General features: G+C 64.6%; 19 protein-coding genes. 7 read left to right on the forward strand and 12 right to left on the reverse strand.

Translation table 11 applies throughout. The features are described 5' to 3' along the window. The first annotated feature begins 121 nt into the window (after positions 1 to 121). Positions 122 to 1,039 (forward strand): cation diffusion facilitator family transporter, encoded by a 918-nt coding sequence (locus XB14_RS03275; protein WP_077960267.1) that lies wholly within the window; start codon positions 122 to 124, stop codon positions 1,037 to 1,039. 146 nt (positions 1,040 to 1,185) lie between these two features. Next, a complete protein-coding gene (gene queF, locus XB14_RS03280; protein ID WP_077960183.1) occupies positions 1,186 to 1,650 on the forward strand; it encodes a preQ(1) synthase in 465 nt (154 codons plus the stop codon). A 16-nt stretch (positions 1,651 to 1,666) separates the two neighbouring features. Here the strand turns inward: queF and XB14_RS03285 are convergent, their stop codons facing one another. Together XB14_RS03285 and XB14_RS03290 are read right to left on the reverse strand one after the other, a co-directional pair. Beyond that, complete coding sequence (locus XB14_RS03285; RefSeq protein ID WP_077960184.1) at positions 1,667 to 2,191, reverse strand: chloramphenicol phosphotransferase CPT family protein; 525 nt, start codon at positions 2,189 to 2,191, stop codon at positions 1,667 to 1,669. A 22-nt stretch (positions 2,192 to 2,213) separates the two neighbouring features. Further along, a complete protein-coding gene (locus XB14_RS03290; protein WP_077960185.1) occupies positions 2,214 to 2,792 on the reverse strand; it encodes a HupE/UreJ family protein in 579 nt (192 codons plus the stop codon). 240 nt (positions 2,793 to 3,032) lie between these two features. On the opposite strand from XB14_RS03290, the gene XB14_RS03295 reads away from it, so the two are divergent. Together XB14_RS03295 and leuA are read left to right on the forward strand one after the other, a co-directional pair. Further along, a complete protein-coding gene (locus tag XB14_RS03295) occupies positions 3,033 to 3,620 on the forward strand; it encodes an ATP-dependent Clp protease proteolytic subunit (protein ID WP_077960186.1) in 588 nt (195 codons plus the stop codon). A gap of 409 nt (positions 3,621 to 4,029) precedes the next feature. Next, complete coding sequence (gene leuA, locus XB14_RS03300; protein WP_077960187.1) at positions 4,030 to 5,739, forward strand: 2-isopropylmalate synthase; 1,710 nt, start codon at positions 4,030 to 4,032, stop codon at positions 5,737 to 5,739. Between the two features lie 84 nt (positions 5,740 to 5,823). Here leuA and XB14_RS03305 read toward each other — a convergent pair whose 3' ends face one another. Both XB14_RS03305 and XB14_RS03310 read right to left on the reverse strand, forming a co-directional pair. Next, positions 5,824 to 6,651: an anti-sigma factor family protein gene (locus XB14_RS03305; protein WP_077960188.1), complete on the reverse strand. Its 828-nt coding sequence runs from the start codon at positions 6,649 to 6,651 to the stop codon at positions 5,824 to 5,826. 3 nt (positions 6,652 to 6,654) lie between these two features. After that, on the reverse strand, positions 6,655 to 7,173 hold the full coding sequence (locus XB14_RS03310) for an RNA polymerase sigma factor (protein WP_077960189.1): 519 nt from the start codon (positions 7,171 to 7,173) through the stop codon (positions 6,655 to 6,657). Between the two features lie 285 nt (positions 7,174 to 7,458). Between XB14_RS03310 and XB14_RS03315 the strand changes: the two genes are divergently transcribed. After that, positions 7,459 to 8,463, forward strand: coding sequence for a DUF3313 domain-containing protein (locus tag XB14_RS03315; RefSeq protein WP_077960190.1), 1,005 nt, complete (start codon positions 7,459 to 7,461; stop codon positions 8,461 to 8,463). Between the two features lie 72 nt (positions 8,464 to 8,535). Here XB14_RS03315 and XB14_RS03320 read toward each other — a convergent pair whose 3' ends face one another. After that, entirely contained in the window at positions 8,536 to 9,084 is a 549-nt protein-coding gene (locus XB14_RS03320) for a tetratricopeptide repeat protein (RefSeq protein WP_077960268.1), read from the reverse strand. Between the two features lie 216 nt (positions 9,085 to 9,300). Continuing rightward, positions 9,301 to 10,203 (reverse strand): metallophosphoesterase family protein, encoded by a 903-nt coding sequence (locus tag XB14_RS03325; protein ID WP_077960191.1) that lies wholly within the window; start codon positions 10,201 to 10,203, stop codon positions 9,301 to 9,303. 110 nt (positions 10,204 to 10,313) lie between these two features. On the opposite strand from XB14_RS03325, the gene XB14_RS03330 reads away from it, so the two are divergent. Next, positions 10,314 to 10,781, forward strand: coding sequence for an NUDIX domain-containing protein (locus XB14_RS03330; protein ID WP_210190004.1), 468 nt, complete (start codon positions 10,314 to 10,316; stop codon positions 10,779 to 10,781). A 27-nt stretch (positions 10,782 to 10,808) separates the two neighbouring features. On the opposite strand, the gene XB14_RS03335 is transcribed toward XB14_RS03330, so the two are convergent. Further along, positions 10,809 to 11,786, reverse strand: coding sequence for a glutathione S-transferase family protein (locus tag XB14_RS03335; protein WP_077960192.1), 978 nt, complete (start codon positions 11,784 to 11,786; stop codon positions 10,809 to 10,811). Between the two features lie 260 nt (positions 11,787 to 12,046). On the opposite strand from XB14_RS03335, the gene XB14_RS03340 reads away from it, so the two are divergent. Beyond that, complete coding sequence (locus XB14_RS03340; RefSeq protein ID WP_077960193.1) at positions 12,047 to 12,592, forward strand: GNAT family N-acetyltransferase; 546 nt, start codon at positions 12,047 to 12,049, stop codon at positions 12,590 to 12,592. 9 nt (positions 12,593 to 12,601) lie between these two features. Here the strand turns inward: XB14_RS03340 and XB14_RS03345 are convergent, their stop codons facing one another. The 5 genes from XB14_RS03345 to XB14_RS03365 are packed head-to-tail and all read right to left on the reverse strand — an operon-like array spanning position 12,602 to position 19,331. Further along, a complete protein-coding gene (locus tag XB14_RS03345) occupies positions 12,602 to 13,024 on the reverse strand; it encodes a GNAT family N-acetyltransferase (protein ID WP_077960194.1) in 423 nt (140 codons plus the stop codon). 5 nt (positions 13,025 to 13,029) lie between these two features. Then, positions 13,030 to 13,509 (reverse strand): GNAT family N-acetyltransferase, encoded by a 480-nt coding sequence (locus tag XB14_RS03350; RefSeq protein ID WP_077960195.1) that lies wholly within the window; start codon positions 13,507 to 13,509, stop codon positions 13,030 to 13,032. Next, a complete protein-coding gene (locus tag XB14_RS03355; RefSeq protein WP_077960196.1) occupies positions 13,506 to 15,575 on the reverse strand; it encodes a hypothetical protein in 2,070 nt (689 codons plus the stop codon). Before XB14_RS03355 ends, XB14_RS03350 begins: the two co-directional genes overlap by 4 nt. Positions 15,576 to 15,585: 10 nt before the next feature. Then, the gene (locus XB14_RS03360; RefSeq protein WP_077960197.1) at positions 15,586 to 18,414 is read right to left on the reverse strand and encodes a DUF4159 domain-containing protein; all 2,829 of its coding nucleotides are present in this window, start codon (positions 18,412 to 18,414) and stop codon (positions 15,586 to 15,588) included. Next, complete coding sequence (locus XB14_RS03365; RefSeq protein WP_077960198.1) at positions 18,411 to 19,331, reverse strand: DUF58 domain-containing protein; 921 nt, start codon at positions 19,329 to 19,331, stop codon at positions 18,411 to 18,413. The genes XB14_RS03360 and XB14_RS03365 overlap by 4 nt, the downstream gene beginning before the upstream one ends.

A 19,331-nucleotide genomic window follows, 5' to 3' on the forward strand; every position in this document is an offset into this window, starting at 1 on the left:
GCGTCTGTTGCCGCATATGCTTCTGCCAACAGACCGCCTGCGCGAAATTCGCGCGGGCGGTTTTGCGTTTCAATGGGCTTGCGTTTGCAACTCGTTTGCATCTGCATAGGGAATGATCAAGATGTCCGGATCCGAAAACAGAACCGTCCTGCGGCTTGCCTTCTGGGGCATTCCGCTGTCTCTGGCCGTGCTGGGGCTGAAGCTTCTTGCCTGGTGGCTCACCGGCTCGGTCGCGCTTCTGTCCGATGGTCTCGAATCCACGGTCAACGTGATCGCCGCAGTTATCGCCTATGTGATGATCGGCTATGCTTCGAAACCGGCGGATGCCGGCCATCCCTTCGGTCACCACAAGGCGGAGTATTTTTCCGCCGTCATCGAGGGCGTGCTGATCGTCGTCGCCGCTCTTTTGATCGTCTGGGAGGCAGTGCCGGCCATGATGGCGCCTGTCGTGATGGAGGCACCGGCGCTCGGGCTGGCGATCAATTTTGTAGCTGGCGTCATCAATGCCATCTGGGCCTATGTGCTGATTACAGCCGGCCGCAAGCATCGCTCGCCGGCGCTGAGCGCCGATGGCCACCATATCCTGTCGGATGTCGTCACCTCGATCGGCGTTCTGGTCGGCCTCGTGCTGGCGATTGCCACCGGCTACGCGATCCTCGACCCATTGCTTGCCGTGATCGTTGCCTGCAACATTCTCTACCAGGGCTGGATGGTGATATCGCGCTCGATCGACGGGCTGATGGACCGGGCTGTGCCGGCCGAAGAGGAAGAGGCGATCAAGCAGGCGATCGCCGCCAATGCCGCGGGTTCGCTCGGCGTGCACGATCTGAAAACCCGCCAGGCCGGTCCGGTCATCTTTGTGGATTTCCACATGGTCGTGCCGGAGGCGATGCCGGTCGGCGACGCGCATGACATCTGCGACCGGGTCGAGGATGCGATCCGCGTCGTGCATCCGGGCGCAAAGATCGCGATCCATGTGGAGCCCGAAGGCGAGAAGGCGCACGGCGTGCGGGTCAAGACGACGTCAGTGCGCCACTGATCAATGGTCGATGGCGCTTCAACCGTGACAAGGTTTCCTTCTTGAGCCAGTTCTGATTTAAGGGCCGCAAACGGAGCGGGCCGGCGAGGGCATAAGCCACGAGCGAACGGGCCAACACGCAGATGGACTGACGGAGCAAGACGAAAATGAGCAAGACCGACGTATCCGGCCTTTCGCAACTGGGCGCGAAAGTCGACCTGCCGCAGAGCCCGGAAGACGCGGTGCTGGAGCGGGTGCCGAGCGGCAACAGGGGCAAGGACTATCTGGTGCGCTTCACCGCGCCGGAATTCACTTCGCTCTGCCCGATGACGGGGCAGCCGGATTTCGCCCATATCGTCATCGACTATGTGCCGGACGAGTGGCTGGTGGAATCCAAATCGCTGAAGCTGTTCCTGCATTCCTTCCGCAACCACGGCGCCTTCCACGAGGACTGCACGATCGAGATCGCCCAGCGTCTGGTGTCGCTGCTGTCGCCGCGCTGGCTTCGGATCGGCGCCTATTGGTATCCGCGCGGCGGCATCCCGATCGACGTCTTCTGGCAGACCGGCAAGCCGCCCGAGGGCCTGTGGCTTCCCGACCAAGGCGTGCCGACCTATCGCGGTCGCGGCTGAAGCTTGAGATCGCGCGCTACGGCCTGAGTGACGGGCGCTTGAGCCAGGCGTCGACGATGCGCGCGGCAACCTGATCGGTCGGGTCGCGCGTGTCCACTTCGAGGTCGTATGCGCAGTAGTCATGCGTCTTGAGATGAAAGCGCGCTTCGCCGGGCGTGCGGTCTCCACGCTCGCGCTCGCGACGCTCGAGCTCTTCGACAGGCGCATGAACGCCAATCCAGAAAATGTCCAGGTGCGCTGTCCGTTGCCTGATATCGTCGGACCAGCTTTGCTCCTCGACGATATGCTCGACGATCAGATCGTTTCCGGCTTCGGCAAAAGCCGCGATCGAGCGATGAAATCCGTCGAAGAACCGGTTGCGTTCACCGCGCATCCCATGGTGCATGCCACGCTTGAGAACCCGAAAGCCTGCGTCGGCGATCTGATCTGACGCGTAGTAGCAAAAGGGCTCCGGGAGGATTTCCCGGAGCGCCTTTGCCAGCGTGGATTTTCCGGCACTCGACGTGCCGTTCAGAAAAATGATGCGTCCGTGCTGTTCCATCCGGTGCCGCAAGCCGCCAATCTCAGGCGAAGATTAGGGCTGCGCCGGCCAGAGCCGTCAGGCCGCCGAGGATGCGGGCAAGCAGGCCGCCGCCCGAGAGGCGCTGGAGCGCGATGCCAAGGCCGATGCCGGCCACGTGAAGCGCCGCGGTGGCAAGGATGAAGCCGATCGAGAAGGCAAGCGCGCCGGCGCTGCCGAGTTCACCGCCATGGGCATGGCCATGGAAGAGGGCGAAGATACCGACGATGGCCGCGGACGCTGCCGTGTCGAGACGCACGGCCATGGCGACGAGCAGACCAAGGGCTACGACCGAGGCGAGGATCGCCGGCTCGACGAAGGGCAGGCCGACACCGGCGACAGCCAGAGCAAAGCCTGCCGCCATCATCGCGACGAAGGCCGCCGGCACGATCCACAGCGCCCGGCCGCCGATCTGCGCCGCCCAGAGGCCGACGGCGACCATGACGAGGATATGGTCAAGCCCGAAGAGCGGATGCGAGAAGCCGGCGGCAAACGAGCCGTGTTCTTCCGGGCTGAGATGGGCGAAGGCGGGTGCGGCCGAAGCGATCAACGCTGTGGCGGCGATCAGGATGCGTCTGTTCATGCGTGTCCCCATGGATCGGCGGGACCTGGGAGGCTGGCCCCGTTCTTGAGTGTTTGACGCCGACGATCTTATTGGCCTTCGTATCCCTGTCTATACGGCATTTGGCGGTAGGTGTTTTTACCATAAGCGCATCTGCGCATTGCCGCTTTGTCGGCTCTTCGGTTTGTTGCATTGTCTTCGCGGTCGAGTCGCATTATCTGACTTTGACTGAAGACTTCATGAGACGCCGGAGAAATACGGATGTACGACAACGACGACGAGGACGACAAGAAGACCGAATTGCCGCTCGGCAAGGAAACGGAGGCGAACCTTTTCAAGTCGCGTTCGATTTTCATCTACGGTTCGATCAACCAGGAACTGGCGCAGAAGGTCTGCTCGCAGCTCGTGGCGCTTGCCGCAGCCAGCGACGAAGACATCCGCATCTTCGTCAATTCGCCGGGCGGCCATGTCGAATCGGGCGACAGCATCCACGACATGATCAAGTTCGTGAAGCCGAAGGTCTGGACCATCGGCACCGGCTGGGTCGCGTCTGCCGGCGCGCTGATCTATGTCGGCGCCCCGAAGGAGCGTCGCATCTGCCTGCCGAACACCCGCTTCCTGCTTCACCAACCGTCCGGCGGCACCCGCGGCATGGCTTCGGACATCGAGATCCAGGCGCGCGAAATCATCAAGATGAACGACCGCCTGAACAAGATCTTCGCCGATGCGACCGGCCAGCCGGTGGAGAAGATCGCCAAGGACACGGACCGCGACTACTGGCTTTCGGCTGATGAAGCCAAGGCGTACGGCCTGGTTTCGCGCATCGTCTCCTCGGCTGCGGACATCTGAGTTCGCAGGCAAGACCAAGATTAAAAGGGCATCGGCATCGCGCCGGTGCCCTTTTCTTTTGCAGTGACCCGGCCCGTCGAGCGGCTTGCTCCTCTCCGGCAAGGCGTGTATAGGCTTTGAGCATGACCAAGGCTGACGCATATCGGATCGCCTCGATCCCCGCCGGACACGATGACAATCGTGCGCCGTCGCGCGCCTTCGCATCGCTTCTTCTTCTCGGCCTTACTCGCGGTTGCCGGGTTCGCTGAGGAGCGCCCGGCGGCCGAAAAGCCACGCCGGCGGATGCTCCTCGACCCCATCAAGAGTTTTAGGATAAAGGCGCGTTCGACGCGGCATTAGCCATCGCAATCCGGTCCCCGATCGGCTATGGCAAGGCGGCCAGGACGCTCAGTGATGAAGAGAAGCTGCAATGATCCAGAAATCGCATCCCGTTAAGATTGGCATGCCGGAAGCGGCCGTGAAGTATCAGGCCTATCCGCAGATCGCGCTCACCGACCGCACCTGGCCGTCGAAGACGATCACCAAGGCGCCGATCTGGTGCTCAGTCGACCTGCGTGACGGCAATCAGTCGCTGATCGACCCGATGGGCCACGATCGCAAGGCCCGCATGTTCCAGCTGTTGCTCGACATGGGCTTCAAGGAAATCGAGATCGGCTTCCCCTCGGCCTCGCAGACCGACTTCGACTTTGCCCGCTGGTGCATCGAGGAGGGCAATGTTGCCAAGGACGTATCCTTGCAGGTGCTGGTACAGTGCCGGCCGGAACTGATCACGCGCACCTTCGAAGCATTGGAAGGCGCCCACCAGCCGATCGTGCATTTCTACAATTCGACCAGTGAATTGCAGCGCCGCGTGGTGTTTGCGAAGGATGTGCGCGGCATCAAGCAGATCGCGACAGACGCCGCCAAGATGATCACCGACATGGCGGCCAAGGCCGGCGGCGGCTACCGCTTCGAGTATTCGCCGGAGAGCTTCACCGGCACCGAGCTCGAAGTGGCGCTGGAGATCTGCAACGCGGTCACCGAGATCGTCAAGCCGACACCGGACAACAAGCTGATCCTCAACCTGCCCTCGACCGTCGAGATGGCGACCCCGAACATCTATGCCGACCAGATCGAGTGGATGTGCCGCAACCTCGACAACCGCGAGAACCTGATCATCTCGCTGCACCCGCACAACGACCGCGGCACCGGCATCGCTGCCACCGAGCTCGGCCTGATGGCCGGCGCCGACCGCGTCGAAGGTACGCTGTTCGGCAATGGTGAGCGCACCGGCAACGTCGACGTCGTGACCTTGGCGCTGAACATGTTCACGCAAGGGGTCGACCCGCAGCTCGATTGCTCCGACATCGAGCGGATCAAGGAAGTCTACGAATATTCCAACCAGATGGTGATCCCCGAGCGCCACCCCTACGTTGGCGAACTGGTCTACACGGCGTTCTCCGGCTCGCACCAGGATGCGATCAACAAGGGCATGAAGGCGATCAAGACCGCCAACAAGCCGCTCTGGGAAGTGCCCTATCTGCCGATCGATCCGCGCGACGTCGGCCGCTCCTACGAGGCGATCATCCGCATTAACTCGCAGTCGGGCAAGGGCGGCATCGCCTATATCCTGCAGGAAGACTACGGCATCAACCTGCCGCGCAATCTGCAGGTCGAGTTCCGCGAGGAGATCCAGCGCATCACCGACGAGGAAGGCAAGGAGCTTCCCTCCAAGCGCATCTACGAACGTTTCATCGAGCGTTATGTCGAGCAGCCCGGCGCGCGCATCAAGTTCGTCGACCACCACACCTATCCGGTGGGCGAACACAAGGGCGTGCGCGTGGTTGCTGCCGAAATCACCGACAATGGCGAGGTCAAGCGCATCGAAGGCAAGGGCACCGGCCCGATCGACGGCTTCATCAATGCGCTGTCGATCTATCTCGGCATCGACCTCTCGGTTGCCGACTATTCCGAGCATTCGCTGCAGCACGGCTCGAACGCGGCGGCGATCGCCTATGTCGAGATGGAGCATCCTGACGGCAAGCTGTTCGGCGCCGGCATCAATACCAACATCGTTGCCGCCTCGCTCGAAGCGATCGTTTCGGCGGCAAACCGCGTGCTCGAGATGAAGCGCGGCTGATACGCTTCAGCGTGACGAAACAAGGCCGCGTCGGGAAACCCGGCGCGGCCTTTTCGTTTCAGGGGTAGGGGACTTCCGTCGGCCTCAGATCGTCGCGGCGACCGTCTCGGCGATGTCCTGCATGCCGACATGGGATGACGGGCCGACGAGCACGAAGGAGGCGCCGCCTCGCTGCCAGGAGACCATGCCGAGATCGTCGCGGATGCTCTCGTCAAACTGCTCGGATTGCGGGCCCGTCGTATTCTTGAGGAAACAGATCGCGAAGATTTCGCCTTCGGCGCCGCGATAAACCAGCTGCGCCACGGGTTTGCCGTTGGCGACGAGCAGGCGGGCGCCTTCGAAGGTCAGACCCTTGCCGGAGAGTTGCGGGACCTTGAAGGGAACGCCGACGCTTGCGGCAAGCCAGGTCTCGATCTTCGAGCCTTCGGAGGCCGGGACCTCGACCAGATGTTCCTTCTGCCGCGAATAGATACGGTGGTAGTCGGCGATGTCGTCGAGCCAGCCACGCGCCGCGGCGACTTCGGCCGGCTCCGCCACATTGTTCGCCGTTCCGATGATGAAGCCGGCGCCGGTGCCGAGCAGCACCAGGGCCACCGACGCAGCAAGCATGCGCGGCCAAGCCCGCGCGTGCCTGACGGTCGCTGTCGTCGTCGCGATCCGCTCGGTTTTCGGGTTGGTCCCGGGGCCCTGCTTGATTTGCCGGACCAGAGCGAGCGGCACGGGATCGTGCAGGAAATCCTCGAACGCCGTATCGCCGAAGCTGCTGCCGGCCTTCAGTCTCTCGAACAGCGCTTTTGCGTCCTCGTCGCGGGCGAGAAGCGCGTCGAGTTCGCTTCGTTCAGCCTCGCCGATCTCGCCGTCGATATAGGCGGAGAGGCGTACTTCGAGCGCTTGACCCCTTGTCTGTTGCAACGGTCAGGCCCTCCTTTCGGTATTCTCTGAGATCATGGCCGCGAGCCTCAGGCGCGCGGTCGAGAGCCTGCTCATGACGGTGCCGATCGGAATGCCGAGGATATCGGCGGTCTCGCGATAGCTATGGCCTTCGACGTTGACCAGCAGGAACACGCTCGCGAGCCCTTCGGGCATCGACAGGATCATCTTCTGCAGCTGGTTGGCGTAGACGGCCTTTTCCGCCGACGGCTCGATGCTGAGATCGTCATGTCCGAGCGCATCGACCGTGCCGCTGCCGGTGCGCACCTTGCGCTTGCGGATTTCGTCGACCCAGAGATTGCGCGTCATCGCGTAGACCCAGCTTTCCAGCCGGCCCTCTCCATTCCAGAGGTGGCTGCGGGTGATCGCGCGCTCGCAGGCTTCCTGGACGAGGTCGTCGGCATCAGTGGCATTGCGCGTCAGTGTCATCGCGAAACGGCGCAATTTGGGCAGCAGGCTGACCAAGTCGCGTCTGAAGTCCTTCGTTTCTGCCGCTGGACGCATTTCTCTTCCAATGAAACGTGCCGGATCATGCATTTATTCGCCGTGCGGGGCACGAGCGGATGATATGAAACATTTGCTCCTTAGTCTGCAAGGGAAGTCCCGGAACGGGAAGCAAATTCTGCTGCTTCATGGCGCCTTTTCCCAAAAAGCTTTCGCTTGCCGGAGGCCGTTAATCGCGGGCCTCGTTACCGTTAACTGCGCCTGTGTCCGGAGATCGCGCCAAAGTTCGGCCCGAATCTGGTCGGACCTCATGCACAACTGCAGGTCGATGTCGGGGACACGCCAATGAACGGACAGCATTGCAATGGCATGAGTATCGTCAGGTTTGTCGGCAGACATTGCGGCAGACGGCGCATCCGGGGAGGTGCTGCCGTCATTCGCAGGGCCGCCCTGGTCCCTTTGTTTGCGGGGCTTGCCGCCTGCCAGAGCGCCGAAGTCATCGAAACGGGGTCGCTTTCCTCCTACAAGGATTTCGTTGCCAGTGACGGCCTGGTGACCAAGACGAAGTATCGGGTCGACACCGCTTCGCTGAAGACCGTCAAGACGGTGCACGTGATACCGACGACCTTTGCGGCCAACGCCAAACTCGACAAACTCGGGGACCCGCAGAAGAAGCTGGTGGCAACGGCGATTGACCGGCAGCTGTGCGAGGCGCTGAGCGCGAACTACGATATCGTGCCGGTGTCGAAGCCGGCAGACATGGCCGTCCGTTCGGTGGTCAGCAACGTCAAGGCGACGAATGCCGTCGTTGCCGGAGTGTCGACCGTCACCTCGGCCGTTGCTCCCGTTCCCGTGCCGCGCATTCCGATCGGTCTCGGCAGCCTTGCGATGGAGGCCGAAGCCTTCGATCCAAAGGGCAAGCAGATTGCGGGCCTGACATGGGCGAGGGGCGCCAACATCCTCACCAACGGTTCCCGCGCGTCGACGGCGGCCGACGCCTTCGAACTGTCAGGGGATTTCGCCGACGATTTCAGTGCGCTCCTGGAAAAATCGGGTGACCCGATGAAGTCCGATTTCGAGCTGCCGTCGATGAAGAACGTCAAGAACAGCGTTGCCTACGCGGTCACCGGCAAACCCACCGATCCGGATTGCGCCGTTTTCGGCAAGGGCTCCGGGCTCGGCGGCATCGCCGGCGGCGCGCTCGGCCTGCCGCCGGAATGGTCGGAGAAGAAGAACGAGACCAAGCCGATTGCGGGCGGCGCGACGGGAAGCGAGGCGAAGGGAAGTGTGGCCAAGGGAAGCGCGCCCCAGGAAAGCGGGCCGAAGGGAAGCGCGGCAAAGAAGACCTAGCGTCCCGGCGCGCCTCCGTGGCACATCGGATCGAGGCGGCGCCTGGCGCCGCCCGTCGATTTCATCGCCCGGTCAGTACTGGCGGATGCCGCCAAGTGACTGCAGCAGGGCGCGGTATGCCCAGGTGTTTTCGCCGCCGCGGTCGCGGATCTCGACGAGCTGCACGCGGGCTTCCTCGATGTGGCCCTGTTCGATCAGCGCCTGGCCCATGTAGGAGCGGGCAAGGATGTAGTTCTCGTCGGCCTGGAGCGCGCGCTTGTAGTACTGCATGCCGAGTTCCATGCGCCCGGCCTTGCGGTTTGAATAGCCGAGATAGTTGAGCACCCGGGCGCTTCTCTGGTCCTTGACGGCGCCGAGCACCTTGATCGAATTCTCATATTGGCCGGCATAGGCGAGTTCACGCGCCGCCTGGAACAGGATGTCGTCGCTGAGATCGCTCTTCTTGGCATTGACGCAGGCATTCTTCTTGGCGTCCCAGACCTTGCCGTCGGTGCATTCGCTGGTCGTCTTGGTTTTCTTCGGCGGTTCGCTCGTATCCTCGCCCGCCGCCATTGCCGCGTGCGCCATGAAGCTGGTTGCCCCGGCGGCAAACAGGGCGAAAACGACGCTCTTGTGGTTCATCATGCCATCTCCCATTCCTGGCGCATGACCCGCGCCGGTTCAAACGACTGTGAGTTCTGCATTTGCGCAGGGAGGCGGGAGCCCGCCGGCCGGCACGCCGCGCGACGCACGCCGGAGGAGGGCGCGCTGCCATGCGGCGGCAGACCGGGGTATGACGCACCAGGGCCGGGGTTTATTCGCCGGGCGATGAATTTTCTGCTGAGGCGAGCCTGCGGGCTAGAAGCGCGTCGTTTCGGCGAGCGACACCGTGGTGGCATCGTCGTTCAGCGCATAGCGCTCGCGCGTCAGGTGCCAGTTTCCGGCTTCGCCGGCCACGGTGAACAGGTTGTAGGCGGCCGGCGGCTTATGCCCGCCGGGTCCTTGCGATGCCGAGGCGATGCCGACCACCGGGACTGGGGTATGTTGGCCCTTCAGCCAGTAGACGGTGTTGAGGTGGGTGTGGCCGTGGATCACGAGTTCCGCACCGCCGGACGAAATCGTCGCGGCAAAGCGGCGGATGCCGATCATGCGCTTGTGCATCGAGGTCGCGCCACGGATCGGTGGGTGGTGGATCATGACGATGCGGAAGAGGCCGGCCTCGCCGGCCTGGCGCAGCAGGTTGACGGTGGCGCGGGCCTGGCGCTGGCCGAAGTAGCCGCTCGCCGCAAAGGGCGGCGTCGCAACGGCGGTCGAGCAGCCGATCAAAGCCACCGGGCCGCGCACCCGCATATAGGGGAAGCAGTGGTGGCGATCATGCCAGTGCGCAGGCGCATCGTCGCCGCGCATATAGGGATACCAGGCGCGGGTGGTCTTCTCGTAGGCGCCCGGCACATAGGCGTCGTGGTTGCCTGGAACGATCGAGATGTTCTGCGGCTTGCCGGCATCCTCCAGCCACTCGGTCACCGCCTTGATCTCGAGCGAGGAGGCGAGATTGACGAGATCGCCCGTCATTGCCAGATGGTCCGGGTCCTTTTTCTCGATGTCGGCCAACAGGGTGTCGAGCGTCCCGGTAAAGAGATGGCGACTGCGGTTGCGGTGCCAGTTGACGAAGCCGGTGATGCGCTTGGAGGCGAGTTCCCTGAGGGATAGCTCGGGCAGGGGCCCGAGGTGGACATCGGAAATATGGGCGAGTTTGAACATCGACCCCGTCTAGCGCATATTCCGGCCGAGGGGAATCAGGTCGCCCGATGAATCGCGCGCGGCCGGGACGAGGAAGGAAAAAACGCCTGGAACAGGATCGGCCACCGGAGATGCGGCGCTGGTATCTCCGGCTTCTGATGCGGCTTGCGCATGGCTATTACGCGCTGTCGCGCGGCATGACGATGGGTGTGCGGGCGGCCTGTTTCGATGGAAAGGGCCGCGTCTTCCTCGTGCGTCACTCCTATCTGCGGGGCTGGCATCTGCCGGGCGGCGGCCTCGACCGCGACGAAGCCTCGAGCGACGGGTTGCTACGGGAGTTGCGCGAGGAAGGGAACCTGGAAGTATCGCAGCCGCCGGTGCTCATCCAGGTCTACTATAACAGGCGCACGAGCCGGCGCGACCATGTCGTCTTCTACCGTTGCGATGGCGTCAGCCAGAGTGCGCCGAAGACACCGGACCTGGAGATCGCCGCAAGCGGCTTCTTCGCACTCGACGCGCTGCCGGATGGCACCACGCCGGCAACCCGCCGCCGCCTTGCGGAACTTGCCGGCAGCGCAGCAATCGATCGCTACTGGTAGCGATCGATTGCTCGTTTCAGTGCAGTCTTACAGCGCCTCGCGGCCGTGCGGGGCGGTGAGGTCGAGCACCGGGCCCACCGGCACGACGCCGGTCGGGTTGATGGTCGTGTGGCTGCGGTAGTAGTGCTCCTTGATGTGGCGCATGTCGACCGTCTGGGCCACGCCCGGCACCTGATAGAGCTCCCGGAGATAGCCTTGAAGGTTCGGATAGTCGGCGATCCGGCGGATGTTGCACTTGAAGTGGCCGACATAGACGGGGTCGAAGCGCACCAGCGTCGTGAACAGCCGCCAGTCGGCCTCGGTGAGGCGGCTGCCGGTCAGGTAACGGTTTGAGCCGAGACGCTCTTCCAGCTTGTCGAGGCGGGCAAAGAGTGCGGTGACGCTTTCCTCATAGGCGGCCTGCGTGGTGGCGAAGCCTGCCTTGTAGACGCCGTTGTTGACGTCGTTGTAGACGTCGGTGTTCATCGCGTCGATCTCGCCGCGCAGCTCTTCCGGGTAGAAATCGAGCGTCGAGCCGGTGAGGTGATCGAAGGCGGAATTGAACATCCGGATGATCTCTGAGGATTCGTTCGAGACGATGGTGTTCTGCTTCTTGTCCCAGAGAACCGGCACGGTCACGCGGCCGGAATAGTTGGCGTCGGCGCGGGTATAGACCTGCCAAAGCGCCTTCGATCCGAAGAGATGGTCGCCGGTGCCGATGCCTCCGTCCTTGAACTCCCAACCTTGGGCGAGCATCAGCGGATCGACGACCGAGACCGAGATCAGGTCCTCGAGCTTCTTCAGCTTGCGGAAGATCAGTGTGCGGTGCGCCCAGGGGCAGGCGAGCGAAACATAGAGATGGTAGCGCCCGGCCTCGGCCTTGAAGCCGGCGTCGCCGCTCGGGCCGGCCGATCCGTCCGCCGTTATCCAGTTGCGGAACTGCGAGGCGCTGCGCTTGAAATGGCCGTTCGTTGCAACCGTGTCGTACCAGACGTCCTGCCAGACGCCATCCACCAACCTGCCCATCGGACAAACTCCTTCGTGATCGTTGCGCCCATAGATAGCGCTTTCAGCGGCATTCGATAGATAGCGAATTCGGAACAGTGCGTTTTAGGCTTTGACAGAGGGCAAATTTCTGCTATCGGCGATTTCACAACTTTTTTCGTGTCTGGAAGAATCCACACAGATGATGTTCTCGGGAAACCTGCGACGACGCTGATGCTGCCAACGCCCCATTCGGGCGAAGCCATCCCTATGTCTGTTCGCATGCCTGGTTTCTCGATCTCATGAAAAAGCACGATCTCGTCTATCTGACCGAAGACGCGTCCCACGACGCAGCCATCGAAATCATCAACGAAGAAGCTTTCGGCCCCGGCCGGTTCGCGCGGGCCGCTGCGCGGATTCGTGAGCAGGGGCCGCATGACCGGTCGCTATCCTTCATCTGCGCCGACAATGGCGAGACGATCGCATCGGTCCGGATGACGGCGGTCATGGCCGGTTCGGTCAAGGGCCACCTGCTCGGACCGCTCGCTGTCAGGCCGTCGCACAAGAACATGGGCATTGGCCGGGAGCTTGTGCGCATCGCCGTCGAGGCGGCGCGGCGGAAGGGTTCGCAAGCCGTGATCCTCGTCGGCGATCCGCCCTATTATCAGCCGCTCGGCTTCGAGAAGGTGCGTTACGCGGCACTCGAGTTCCCGGGACCGGTCGACCCGGCGCGCGTGCTCGTCGTGCCGATGGCCGAGGGCGTGCATGCCGCACTTTCCGGCGTCATCGGCTGGCGGGATGATGCGGCGCCATGCGATGTGCCGCTCGACCTGCCGCTTGCCGTCTGACGCCGAGCGTTATCGCGCGACGAGCGACTTCTTCAGAAACACCCGGCTTCGGCCAACAGGGAAATCCGGCAGTTCACCGAAGGCCGCATAGCCCTGACGCTCGTAGGCGCGCAGGGCCTGCGGGTTGAAGGTGTCGATCCAGGCGCTGTGGCAGCCGCGATTGCGCGCTTCGTCCTCGGCCGCCTGGAGCAATTTGCCGGCAAGCCCCTGTCCGCGAAGATCTTCCGGTAACCACAGCCATTGCACGAATAGCCAGCCCCAGCCGGTGTAGCCGTTCAGGCCGCCGCGGGCTCCCTGTGCCTCGGGGCCGCCGACAAGGACGGCGAGGGGGCGCCGCTCCGACGGGCCGACGTCGGCGGCGTTGAAGGCGGCAAGACCGTTGCCGATTGTCTCAAGTGTATCGGGTGGCGGGCTGTCGGTGACGACGAACATCGGGACTATTTTTCGGCGCGGCGGATGCTGAAGACGTCGAGGCGATCCTCGCCGACATCCGTCTCGTCGAGCCGCCAGCCGAGGCGCTCGTAGAAGGCGCGTTTGCCCGAAAGGGCGCAAAGATGCACGGCTTCGGCGCCGGTATCGAGCGCTGCGTGTGCCGCCTTCAGCACGATGTCGCCGCCAATGCCCGCCCCGCGGAACGGCGGATCGACCCAGACGGCTGCCACCCAAGGCGTGAGATCTGGCCGCTCCTCCAGGTCGGAGGCAATCACCGAGGCGGTGCCGACGAAACGGTCGCCGGCATGCGCCACCAGGCACAGCTGTTCGGCATCGTCGGCAAGGCTCTCTTGAAGCAGATCGGCAATGTGCTGCAGCGGGAAGCCATTCGGCTCCCACCAGGCGCGCCAGATGCGGTCGGCCACGGCATCGAAAAAGTGCGGTGCGTCGCGAAGGTCGCTAACGGCAATGGGGTGGTCGCTCATCGTCCCTCGCGATACCAGCTTGCAGAAATCAGCAGCAGAAGTGCTGCAAGGCCAAGGAAACCCGTGAACAGCGGCACAGAATTGACGCCCTTCAGCACGGTTTCGTCGGTCATGCGGATCGAGAGCCGCTGGTCGTCGGCCGAGCGGATCGAGCCCCGGACCGGCAGCACCGTCGGCAGATCGAGCGGCCCTTCGGCGCTTGCGAGGCGCCGCACGATGCCCTTGGTCTTCTCCGCCCAGGGACGCAGCTTGTCCTCGGTCGAGATCGCCGCCTTGAATTCCGGGGCGTTCGGATCGCCGACATGGGCAAGCGCGGTCAGTTCGCCGTTCGACATCTCGAAGAGCCCGGTTTCGGTCGTGGCGACCTCGGCGGAATAGAGGCCCGGCTGGCGTTCCGTCAGCTTGACGTCCTGCTTCTGCCCGGAGGGAGAGACCAGCGTCACCAGGCCCGGATCCCCGTCGATCGTCTGGCGGGTGATTTCGAGCGTCCGGCCGCGGGCGCGCGCCGTCAGCGCCTCTTCTTCGAGCGAAGGCTCCTGCATCAGCCAATGGGCGGTGCGGCGATAGAGCGATACGTGCGGGCCGCCGCTTTCGAAGCCACGAGCCCAGAGCCAGCCCTGGTCGGAGAGCAGCATGGCGACGCGGCCCTTGCCGACACGGTTGAGCACCAGCAGCGGCTTGCCGTCAGCCGCTTCCATGACCGTATGGCCCTGCGGCCTGTCGACGTCGACCGTGCGGAACCAGCGGCCCCAGTGCGGCGGCTCGCTGTCGGAGCCTTCGAGCCCGCGGGTCACCGGATGCTTCTTTCCTTCCTCCGAAAGGCGGGGAAAGAAGGCCTTTTCGTTCATGACGCCGGTGGGTGCTGCCGGCAGCACGGCCGAGAGCGGGGTCGCGGCGATCGAATCGTCGCCGGCATGTTCGGGCCCGGCTGCGATCAGCAGCGCGCCGCCGTTCTCCACATATTGCGCGATGTTGTCGTAGTAGAGGATCGGCAACAGACCGCGATGCTGGTAGCGGTCGAGGATGATCAGGTCGAACTCGTTGATCTTGTCGACGAAGAGTTCGCGCGTCGGGAAGGCGATCAGCGACAGTTCGTTGATCGGCGTGCCGTCCTGTTTTTCCTGCGGGCGCAGAATGGTGAAGTGCACGAGGTCGACGGCCGCGTCGGACTTCAGCAGATTGCGCCAGGCGCGTTCGCCGGCATGCGGCTCGCCGGAGACCAAGAGCACGCGCAGGTTCTCGCGGATGCCGTCGAGCACGTGGACCGCGCGGTTGTTGGCTGTCGTCACTTCGCCGGGAACGGCATCGACGGCGAATTCGAGCACGTTGTTGCCGCCGCGCGGAACGTTGAACGTGAAGGGAATGTCGGTGCCGGGCTCGGCCCGTTCGCGGGCGATCTCGTTGCCGTTGAGACGGATCGTGACTTCGGCACTGCCGCCGGGGGCCGCACCATCGTCGACGACGCGGAACGAGAGCTTCTGCTCCTCGCCGACGATGCCGAAGCGCGGCGGGTTGATCAGCTCCACACGCCGGTCGAACTCATCGGGCTTGCCGGTGATCAGCCCGTGAACGGGCGCATCGAAGCCGAGCGCACGGCCGACATCGGGCACGTCGTGGATCTGACCGTCGGTGACGAAGATGGCGCCGCCGATGCGCGCCGGCGGAACGTCCGAGAGCGAGGAGGCAAGCGCTGAGAAGAGATTGGTCGACGGCGAGACGCTTGCCGGATCGGTCTTTGCCTCGATGATGCGGGGTTCGATCAGAGGAATCGCCGCCAGTCTCTCCTTCAGGCCTTCGACGGCGCGGTCGGTCTGCGCAGTGCGGTCGCCGTTCTGCTGGCTCTGGCTGCGGTCGACGACAACGGCGACGATCGTCGAAAGCGGATCCCGCAATTCCACGAAGATGGAGGGATTGGCGATCGCCAGTCCGAGCGCCGCAAGAGCGGCCAGGCGCAGCCACGCGCCGCGTACCTTCTGCCAAAGGCCATAGGCGATGAACAGCGCCGCGATTGCGAGCAGCGGGACGAAATAGATCCACGGAAGCAGTGGGGCAAAGCCATAGGTCATCGATCGGCCCTCACTGTCCAAGCCTTTGCAGGAGATCCGGCACGTGAACCTGATCGGCCTTGTAGTTGCCCGTCAGCATATACATCATGATGTTGACGCCGGCGCGGTAGGCATATTCGCGCTGCATCTCGTCCGGCGGCACCGTCGGCAGGAGCGGCGCGCCGTTGACGTCGACGGCCCATGCACCGGCAAAATCGTTGCCGGTGATCATGATCGGCGTCACGCCGTCGCCGCCGCGCACCGGGCGGTTGCCCCGGTCCTCATCGCCATTGGGGGCTGCCTCCACCCAGAGCTGGCTCTCCGCGTAGCGTCCGGGGAAGTTCGAAAGCAGGTAGAAGGCTTTGGTGAGCACGTGGTCCGACGGCACCGGCTCCAAGGGCGGAATGTCGAGCCCGCTCAGCATCGCCTGCAGGCGCTGCACGTTGGGGCTGTCGCCGGCGGCAGAAGGCGTCAGCGAGGAGAACTGGTCGCGCGTGTCGAAGAGTACCGTTCCGCCGTTGCGCATATAGGCGTCGATCCGGCTCATGACCCGGCTGCTCGGCATCGGAGCGGTGGCCGAAACCGGCCAGTAGATGATCGGATAGAACGCCAGTTCGTCCTGTTCGAGGTCGATGCCGACGGGCGCGCCCGGTTCGAGCGCCGTCCGGTAGGTCAGATAGTTGCTGAGGCCGATAAGGCCCTGCTCGGAGAGCCGGTCGACCTCCTGCTCGCCTGTCATGACATAGGCGAGATGGGTGGTGTCCAGCCGCTGCAGCGTCTGCTCGTCGCTCGGCTGGCTGTCCTGCGCATAGGCGGTCGCCGGGGCGAGCGCGGCCACAAGGCCCAGCGTCGCAAGACCGACGGTCGCAACCAGGGCCGCGGCGGCAGCGCCACGGCTTGCGCGGCGGCGCAGGCCGGCAAGACCACCGGCCATGTAGAGCACGATCAGCGTGTCGAGGGCGAAGAGCGCCAGCGCCAGCCCGAAGAGATAGGGCCGGATCGAGAAGGGCCGGGCGCCCTCCAGTCCTTCGGCCCGCGCCCCGACGAGATTGCCTGCTATCGGAGTGAGCTGGCCGCCGTCGGGCAGAAGATTGTTGGCGACGAAACCCTCCTCCGAGCCGTAAAGGCCGGGCGGCGTGTCGGCGGAAACTTTCGGGGCCACCCCGGGCACGACTTCGAGCGGTCGGGCGCTGCCGGTGTCACCGGTCAGTTCGCCGCGGGCATTCACGAGGCGGTAGGGGGGCAGCGTCTGCGCCTTGCTCGGCTGATCGCCGGCAACGCCGCCGGCGCGCGAAAGCTGGATCGAGCGGCGCAGCATGTCGACGAAAGAGCCCGAGATCGGCAGGTTCGACCAGTTCGGATCGGCGCTCACATGGAAGAGCACGATGCGGCCGCGGCCGCGCTCGGCGGTCGTGACCAGCGGCGTGCCGTCGGCAAGATTGGCCCAGGTCCGCTCCGTGAGGTCGGGCGTCGGTTGCGCCAGCACCTGGCGCTTCACCAGCACGTCACGCGGGCGTTCCAGGCCGGCAAAGGGGCTGGTGGACGGGTAGTCGGCGAGCGGCTGCGGTTCCGACCAGGAAAGCGCGCCGTCGAGCGTACGCTCGCCCTGCCTGAGCACGACCGGAACGAGCGGATCGTCAGCGGGGGCGCCGGCGAGCCTCGGGCCGGCGAAGCGGACGAGCATGCCGCCGTTTTCCAGCCAGCGCGTGACCAGCGGGTAGCTTTCGTCCGGCAGGCGGCCGACGTCGGCCATGACGAGGATCGACGGGTTTTGCGCCAGAAGCTCCGCGATCGCCTTGCCGATCGCCTCCTCGCGGGGCTCGATCAGGTCGGCATGCGGCTCCAGCGCGCGCTTGATGTAGTAGAGCGGCGAAAGCAGCGGCTGCGACTGATGAACCTCGCCGCTGAGCAGGGCCACCCGGCGGCGGCGGTTGCCGTCGTCGAGCAGGTGCACGCCGCCGGCGGTCGCCTGGCCTTCGATCGTCAGGCGGGCGAAGTCGTTGCGCAGTTCAAAAGGCGCCTTCAGCAAGGCATCCGCGCTGGTCGCGCCCGTCGCGAAGCGAAGCTCGCCCTCGGCGATCGCCGTGCCGCGAATGTCACGGGCAAGCACGTAATAGGCGCGCGGCTCGCCGAGCGGCAGGCGCGAGGCGGTGACCCGCATTCCGTCGCTTTCGTTGGTCGCTGCGGTCAGCGCGATGGCGCTTTCCGCATTGCCTTCGACGCGGCGGACATTCGTCGCGCCAAGTTCTGCGATCTTCTGCATCGTCCCGCCATCCGAAGCCTCGATGCCGTCACTGAAGAAGGCGAGGGTGCCGGGCGGAGAGCCGGCGAGTGCAGCCTTCATGGCAGCGAGCGCCAGCCCGCGTTCCGCCGGCAGCGGTTGCGGCTGGGCGGCCGCCAGACGGTCGCGCGCCGTGGCAGCGGAAGCGGGCGTCGCGTCATGCTGGCGGTCGGTGGTAAAGACGATCGAAATGGGAAGCTCCTTGGCTTCCGCATCGTCGATCAGCGCATTGGCCGCTTCGACCCGCTGGTTCCAGTCGCTGACGGTCGCCCAGCTGTTGTCGATGACGAGCGCGAGCGGTCCGGCTGACGAAAGCGTGTTCTGTCGTGGGTTGATCACGGGATCGGCGATGGCGAGGATCAGCGCGGCGGCCATCAGCATGCGCAAGAGCGTCAGCCACCAGGGGCTTTGCGCCGGGGTCTCCTCGCGCTTCATCACCGAGGCGAGGATGCGCAGCGGCGGGAAGACTTCGGCCGCGGGCCTCGGCGGCGTCATGCGCAACAGCCACCAGATGACCGGCAGGGCGACCAGGGCGGCCAGAATGGCCGGATTGGTGAAGAGGAAGGCCAGGCCGCTCATAGCTGGCCCCCGTGGGTTGCCCGTCCCGGCATGCCCGAGAGATAGGTATGCACGGCGACGAGCGCCTCGGAGGCGGGCCGGTCGGTCCTGTGCGGGGTGAAGGTCCAGCCGAGATGGCGGAGTGTCACGCCGAGCGTGTCGCGGCGGCCGACATAGGCGCGCTGATAGTCTTCACGCAACACTTCGGCGCGGCCGGCGGTCAGCTTCTCGCCGGTCTCCGGGTCTGTGAACTCGGTCCGGCCGGAATAGGGAAACACCTCCTCGGCCGGGTCGGCGATCTCGACCACATGGCCGCGCAGGCCGCGTCTGGCCAGCGGGCCGAGACGCTCCATGATCTTGTCCGCCGGATCGAGAAAGTCGCCGATCAGCACGAGGTCGCTGGCGCTGCGGATCATCCCGGTCTCGGGAAGGCCCTCGGCGAGCGGGCTCAGCATGATCGCGGTCGCCAGCCGTTCGGCGGCATTGCGGGCCGAGATCGGTTCCATGATACCGGGGCAGCCGATCCGCTCGCCGGAGCGCGCGAGAATTTCGGCAAGCGCCAGCATCAGCACCAGCGCGCGGCTTTCCTTGGAGACCGTGCCGAGCTTCGATTTGTACATCATCGACGGCGAAAGATCGGCCCACAGCCAGATGGTGTGGGCGGCCTCCCATTCGCGGTCGCGGACATAGGTATGGTCGTCGCGGGCCGAGCGGCGCCAGTCGATGCGCGACATGCTCTCGCCGTCCGAATAGGGCCGGAACTGCCAGAAGTTCTCGCCGATGCCGCGCTTGCGCCGGCCATGCCAGCCGGAGATCACCGTGTTGGCGATCCGCCGCGCTTCGACCAGGCAATCGGGAACGAGCATGGCGCGCTGCTGCGCTCGTGAAAGCACTTCACTGGCGGGAGTACGCGAGACTATGTGCCCGACCGTGGCCAT

Origin of the sequence: Ensifer adhaerens (assembly GCF_002007205.1) — a bacterium.
GTDB lineage: Bacteria > Pseudomonadota > Alphaproteobacteria > Rhizobiales > Rhizobiaceae > Ensifer > Ensifer adhaerens_D.

Coding starts and splice junctions, on each gene's coding strand:
- XB14_RS03275 (WP_077960267.1), top strand. CDS start 122: ATGTCCGGATCCGAAAACAGAACCGTCCTGCGGCTTGCCTTCTGGGGC.
- queF (WP_077960183.1), top strand. CDS start 1,186: ATGAGCAAGACCGACGTATCCGGCCTTTCGCAACTGGGCGCGAAAGTC.
- XB14_RS03285 (WP_077960184.1), bottom strand. CDS start 2,191: ATGGAACAGCACGGACGCATCATTTTTCTGAACGGCACGTCGAGTGCC.
- XB14_RS03290 (WP_077960185.1), bottom strand. CDS start 2,792: ATGAACAGACGCATCCTGATCGCCGCCACAGCGTTGATCGCTTCGGCC.
- XB14_RS03295 (WP_077960186.1), top strand. CDS start 3,033: ATGTACGACAACGACGACGAGGACGACAAGAAGACCGAATTGCCGCTC.
- leuA (WP_077960187.1), top strand. CDS start 4,030: ATGATCCAGAAATCGCATCCCGTTAAGATTGGCATGCCGGAAGCGGCC.
- XB14_RS03310 (WP_077960189.1), bottom strand. CDS start 7,173: ATGCGTCCAGCGGCAGAAACGAAGGACTTCAGACGCGACTTGGTCAGC.
- XB14_RS03315 (WP_077960190.1), top strand. CDS start 7,459: ATGAACGGACAGCATTGCAATGGCATGAGTATCGTCAGGTTTGTCGGC.
- XB14_RS03320 (WP_077960268.1), bottom strand. CDS start 9,084: ATGAACCACAAGAGCGTCGTTTTCGCCCTGTTTGCCGCCGGGGCAACC.
- XB14_RS03325 (WP_077960191.1), bottom strand. CDS start 10,203: ATGTTCAAACTCGCCCATATTTCCGATGTCCACCTCGGGCCCCTGCCC.
- XB14_RS03330 (WP_210190004.1), top strand. CDS start 10,314: ATGCGGCGCTGGTATCTCCGGCTTCTGATGCGGCTTGCGCATGGCTAT.
- XB14_RS03335 (WP_077960192.1), bottom strand. CDS start 11,786: ATGGGCAGGTTGGTGGATGGCGTCTGGCAGGACGTCTGGTACGACACG.
- XB14_RS03340 (WP_077960193.1), top strand. CDS start 12,047: ATGAAAAAGCACGATCTCGTCTATCTGACCGAAGACGCGTCCCACGAC.
- XB14_RS03345 (WP_077960194.1), bottom strand. CDS start 13,024: ATGTTCGTCGTCACCGACAGCCCGCCACCCGATACACTTGAGACAATC.
- XB14_RS03350 (WP_077960195.1), bottom strand. CDS start 13,509: ATGAGCGACCACCCCATTGCCGTTAGCGACCTTCGCGACGCACCGCAC.
- XB14_RS03355 (WP_077960196.1), bottom strand. CDS start 15,575: ATGACCTATGGCTTTGCCCCACTGCTTCCGTGGATCTATTTCGTCCCG.
- XB14_RS03360 (WP_077960197.1), bottom strand. CDS start 18,414: ATGAGCGGCCTGGCCTTCCTCTTCACCAATCCGGCCATTCTGGCCGCC.
- XB14_RS03365 (WP_077960198.1), bottom strand. CDS start 19,331: ATGGCCACGGTCGGGCACATAGTCTCGCGTACTCCCGCCAGTGAAGTG.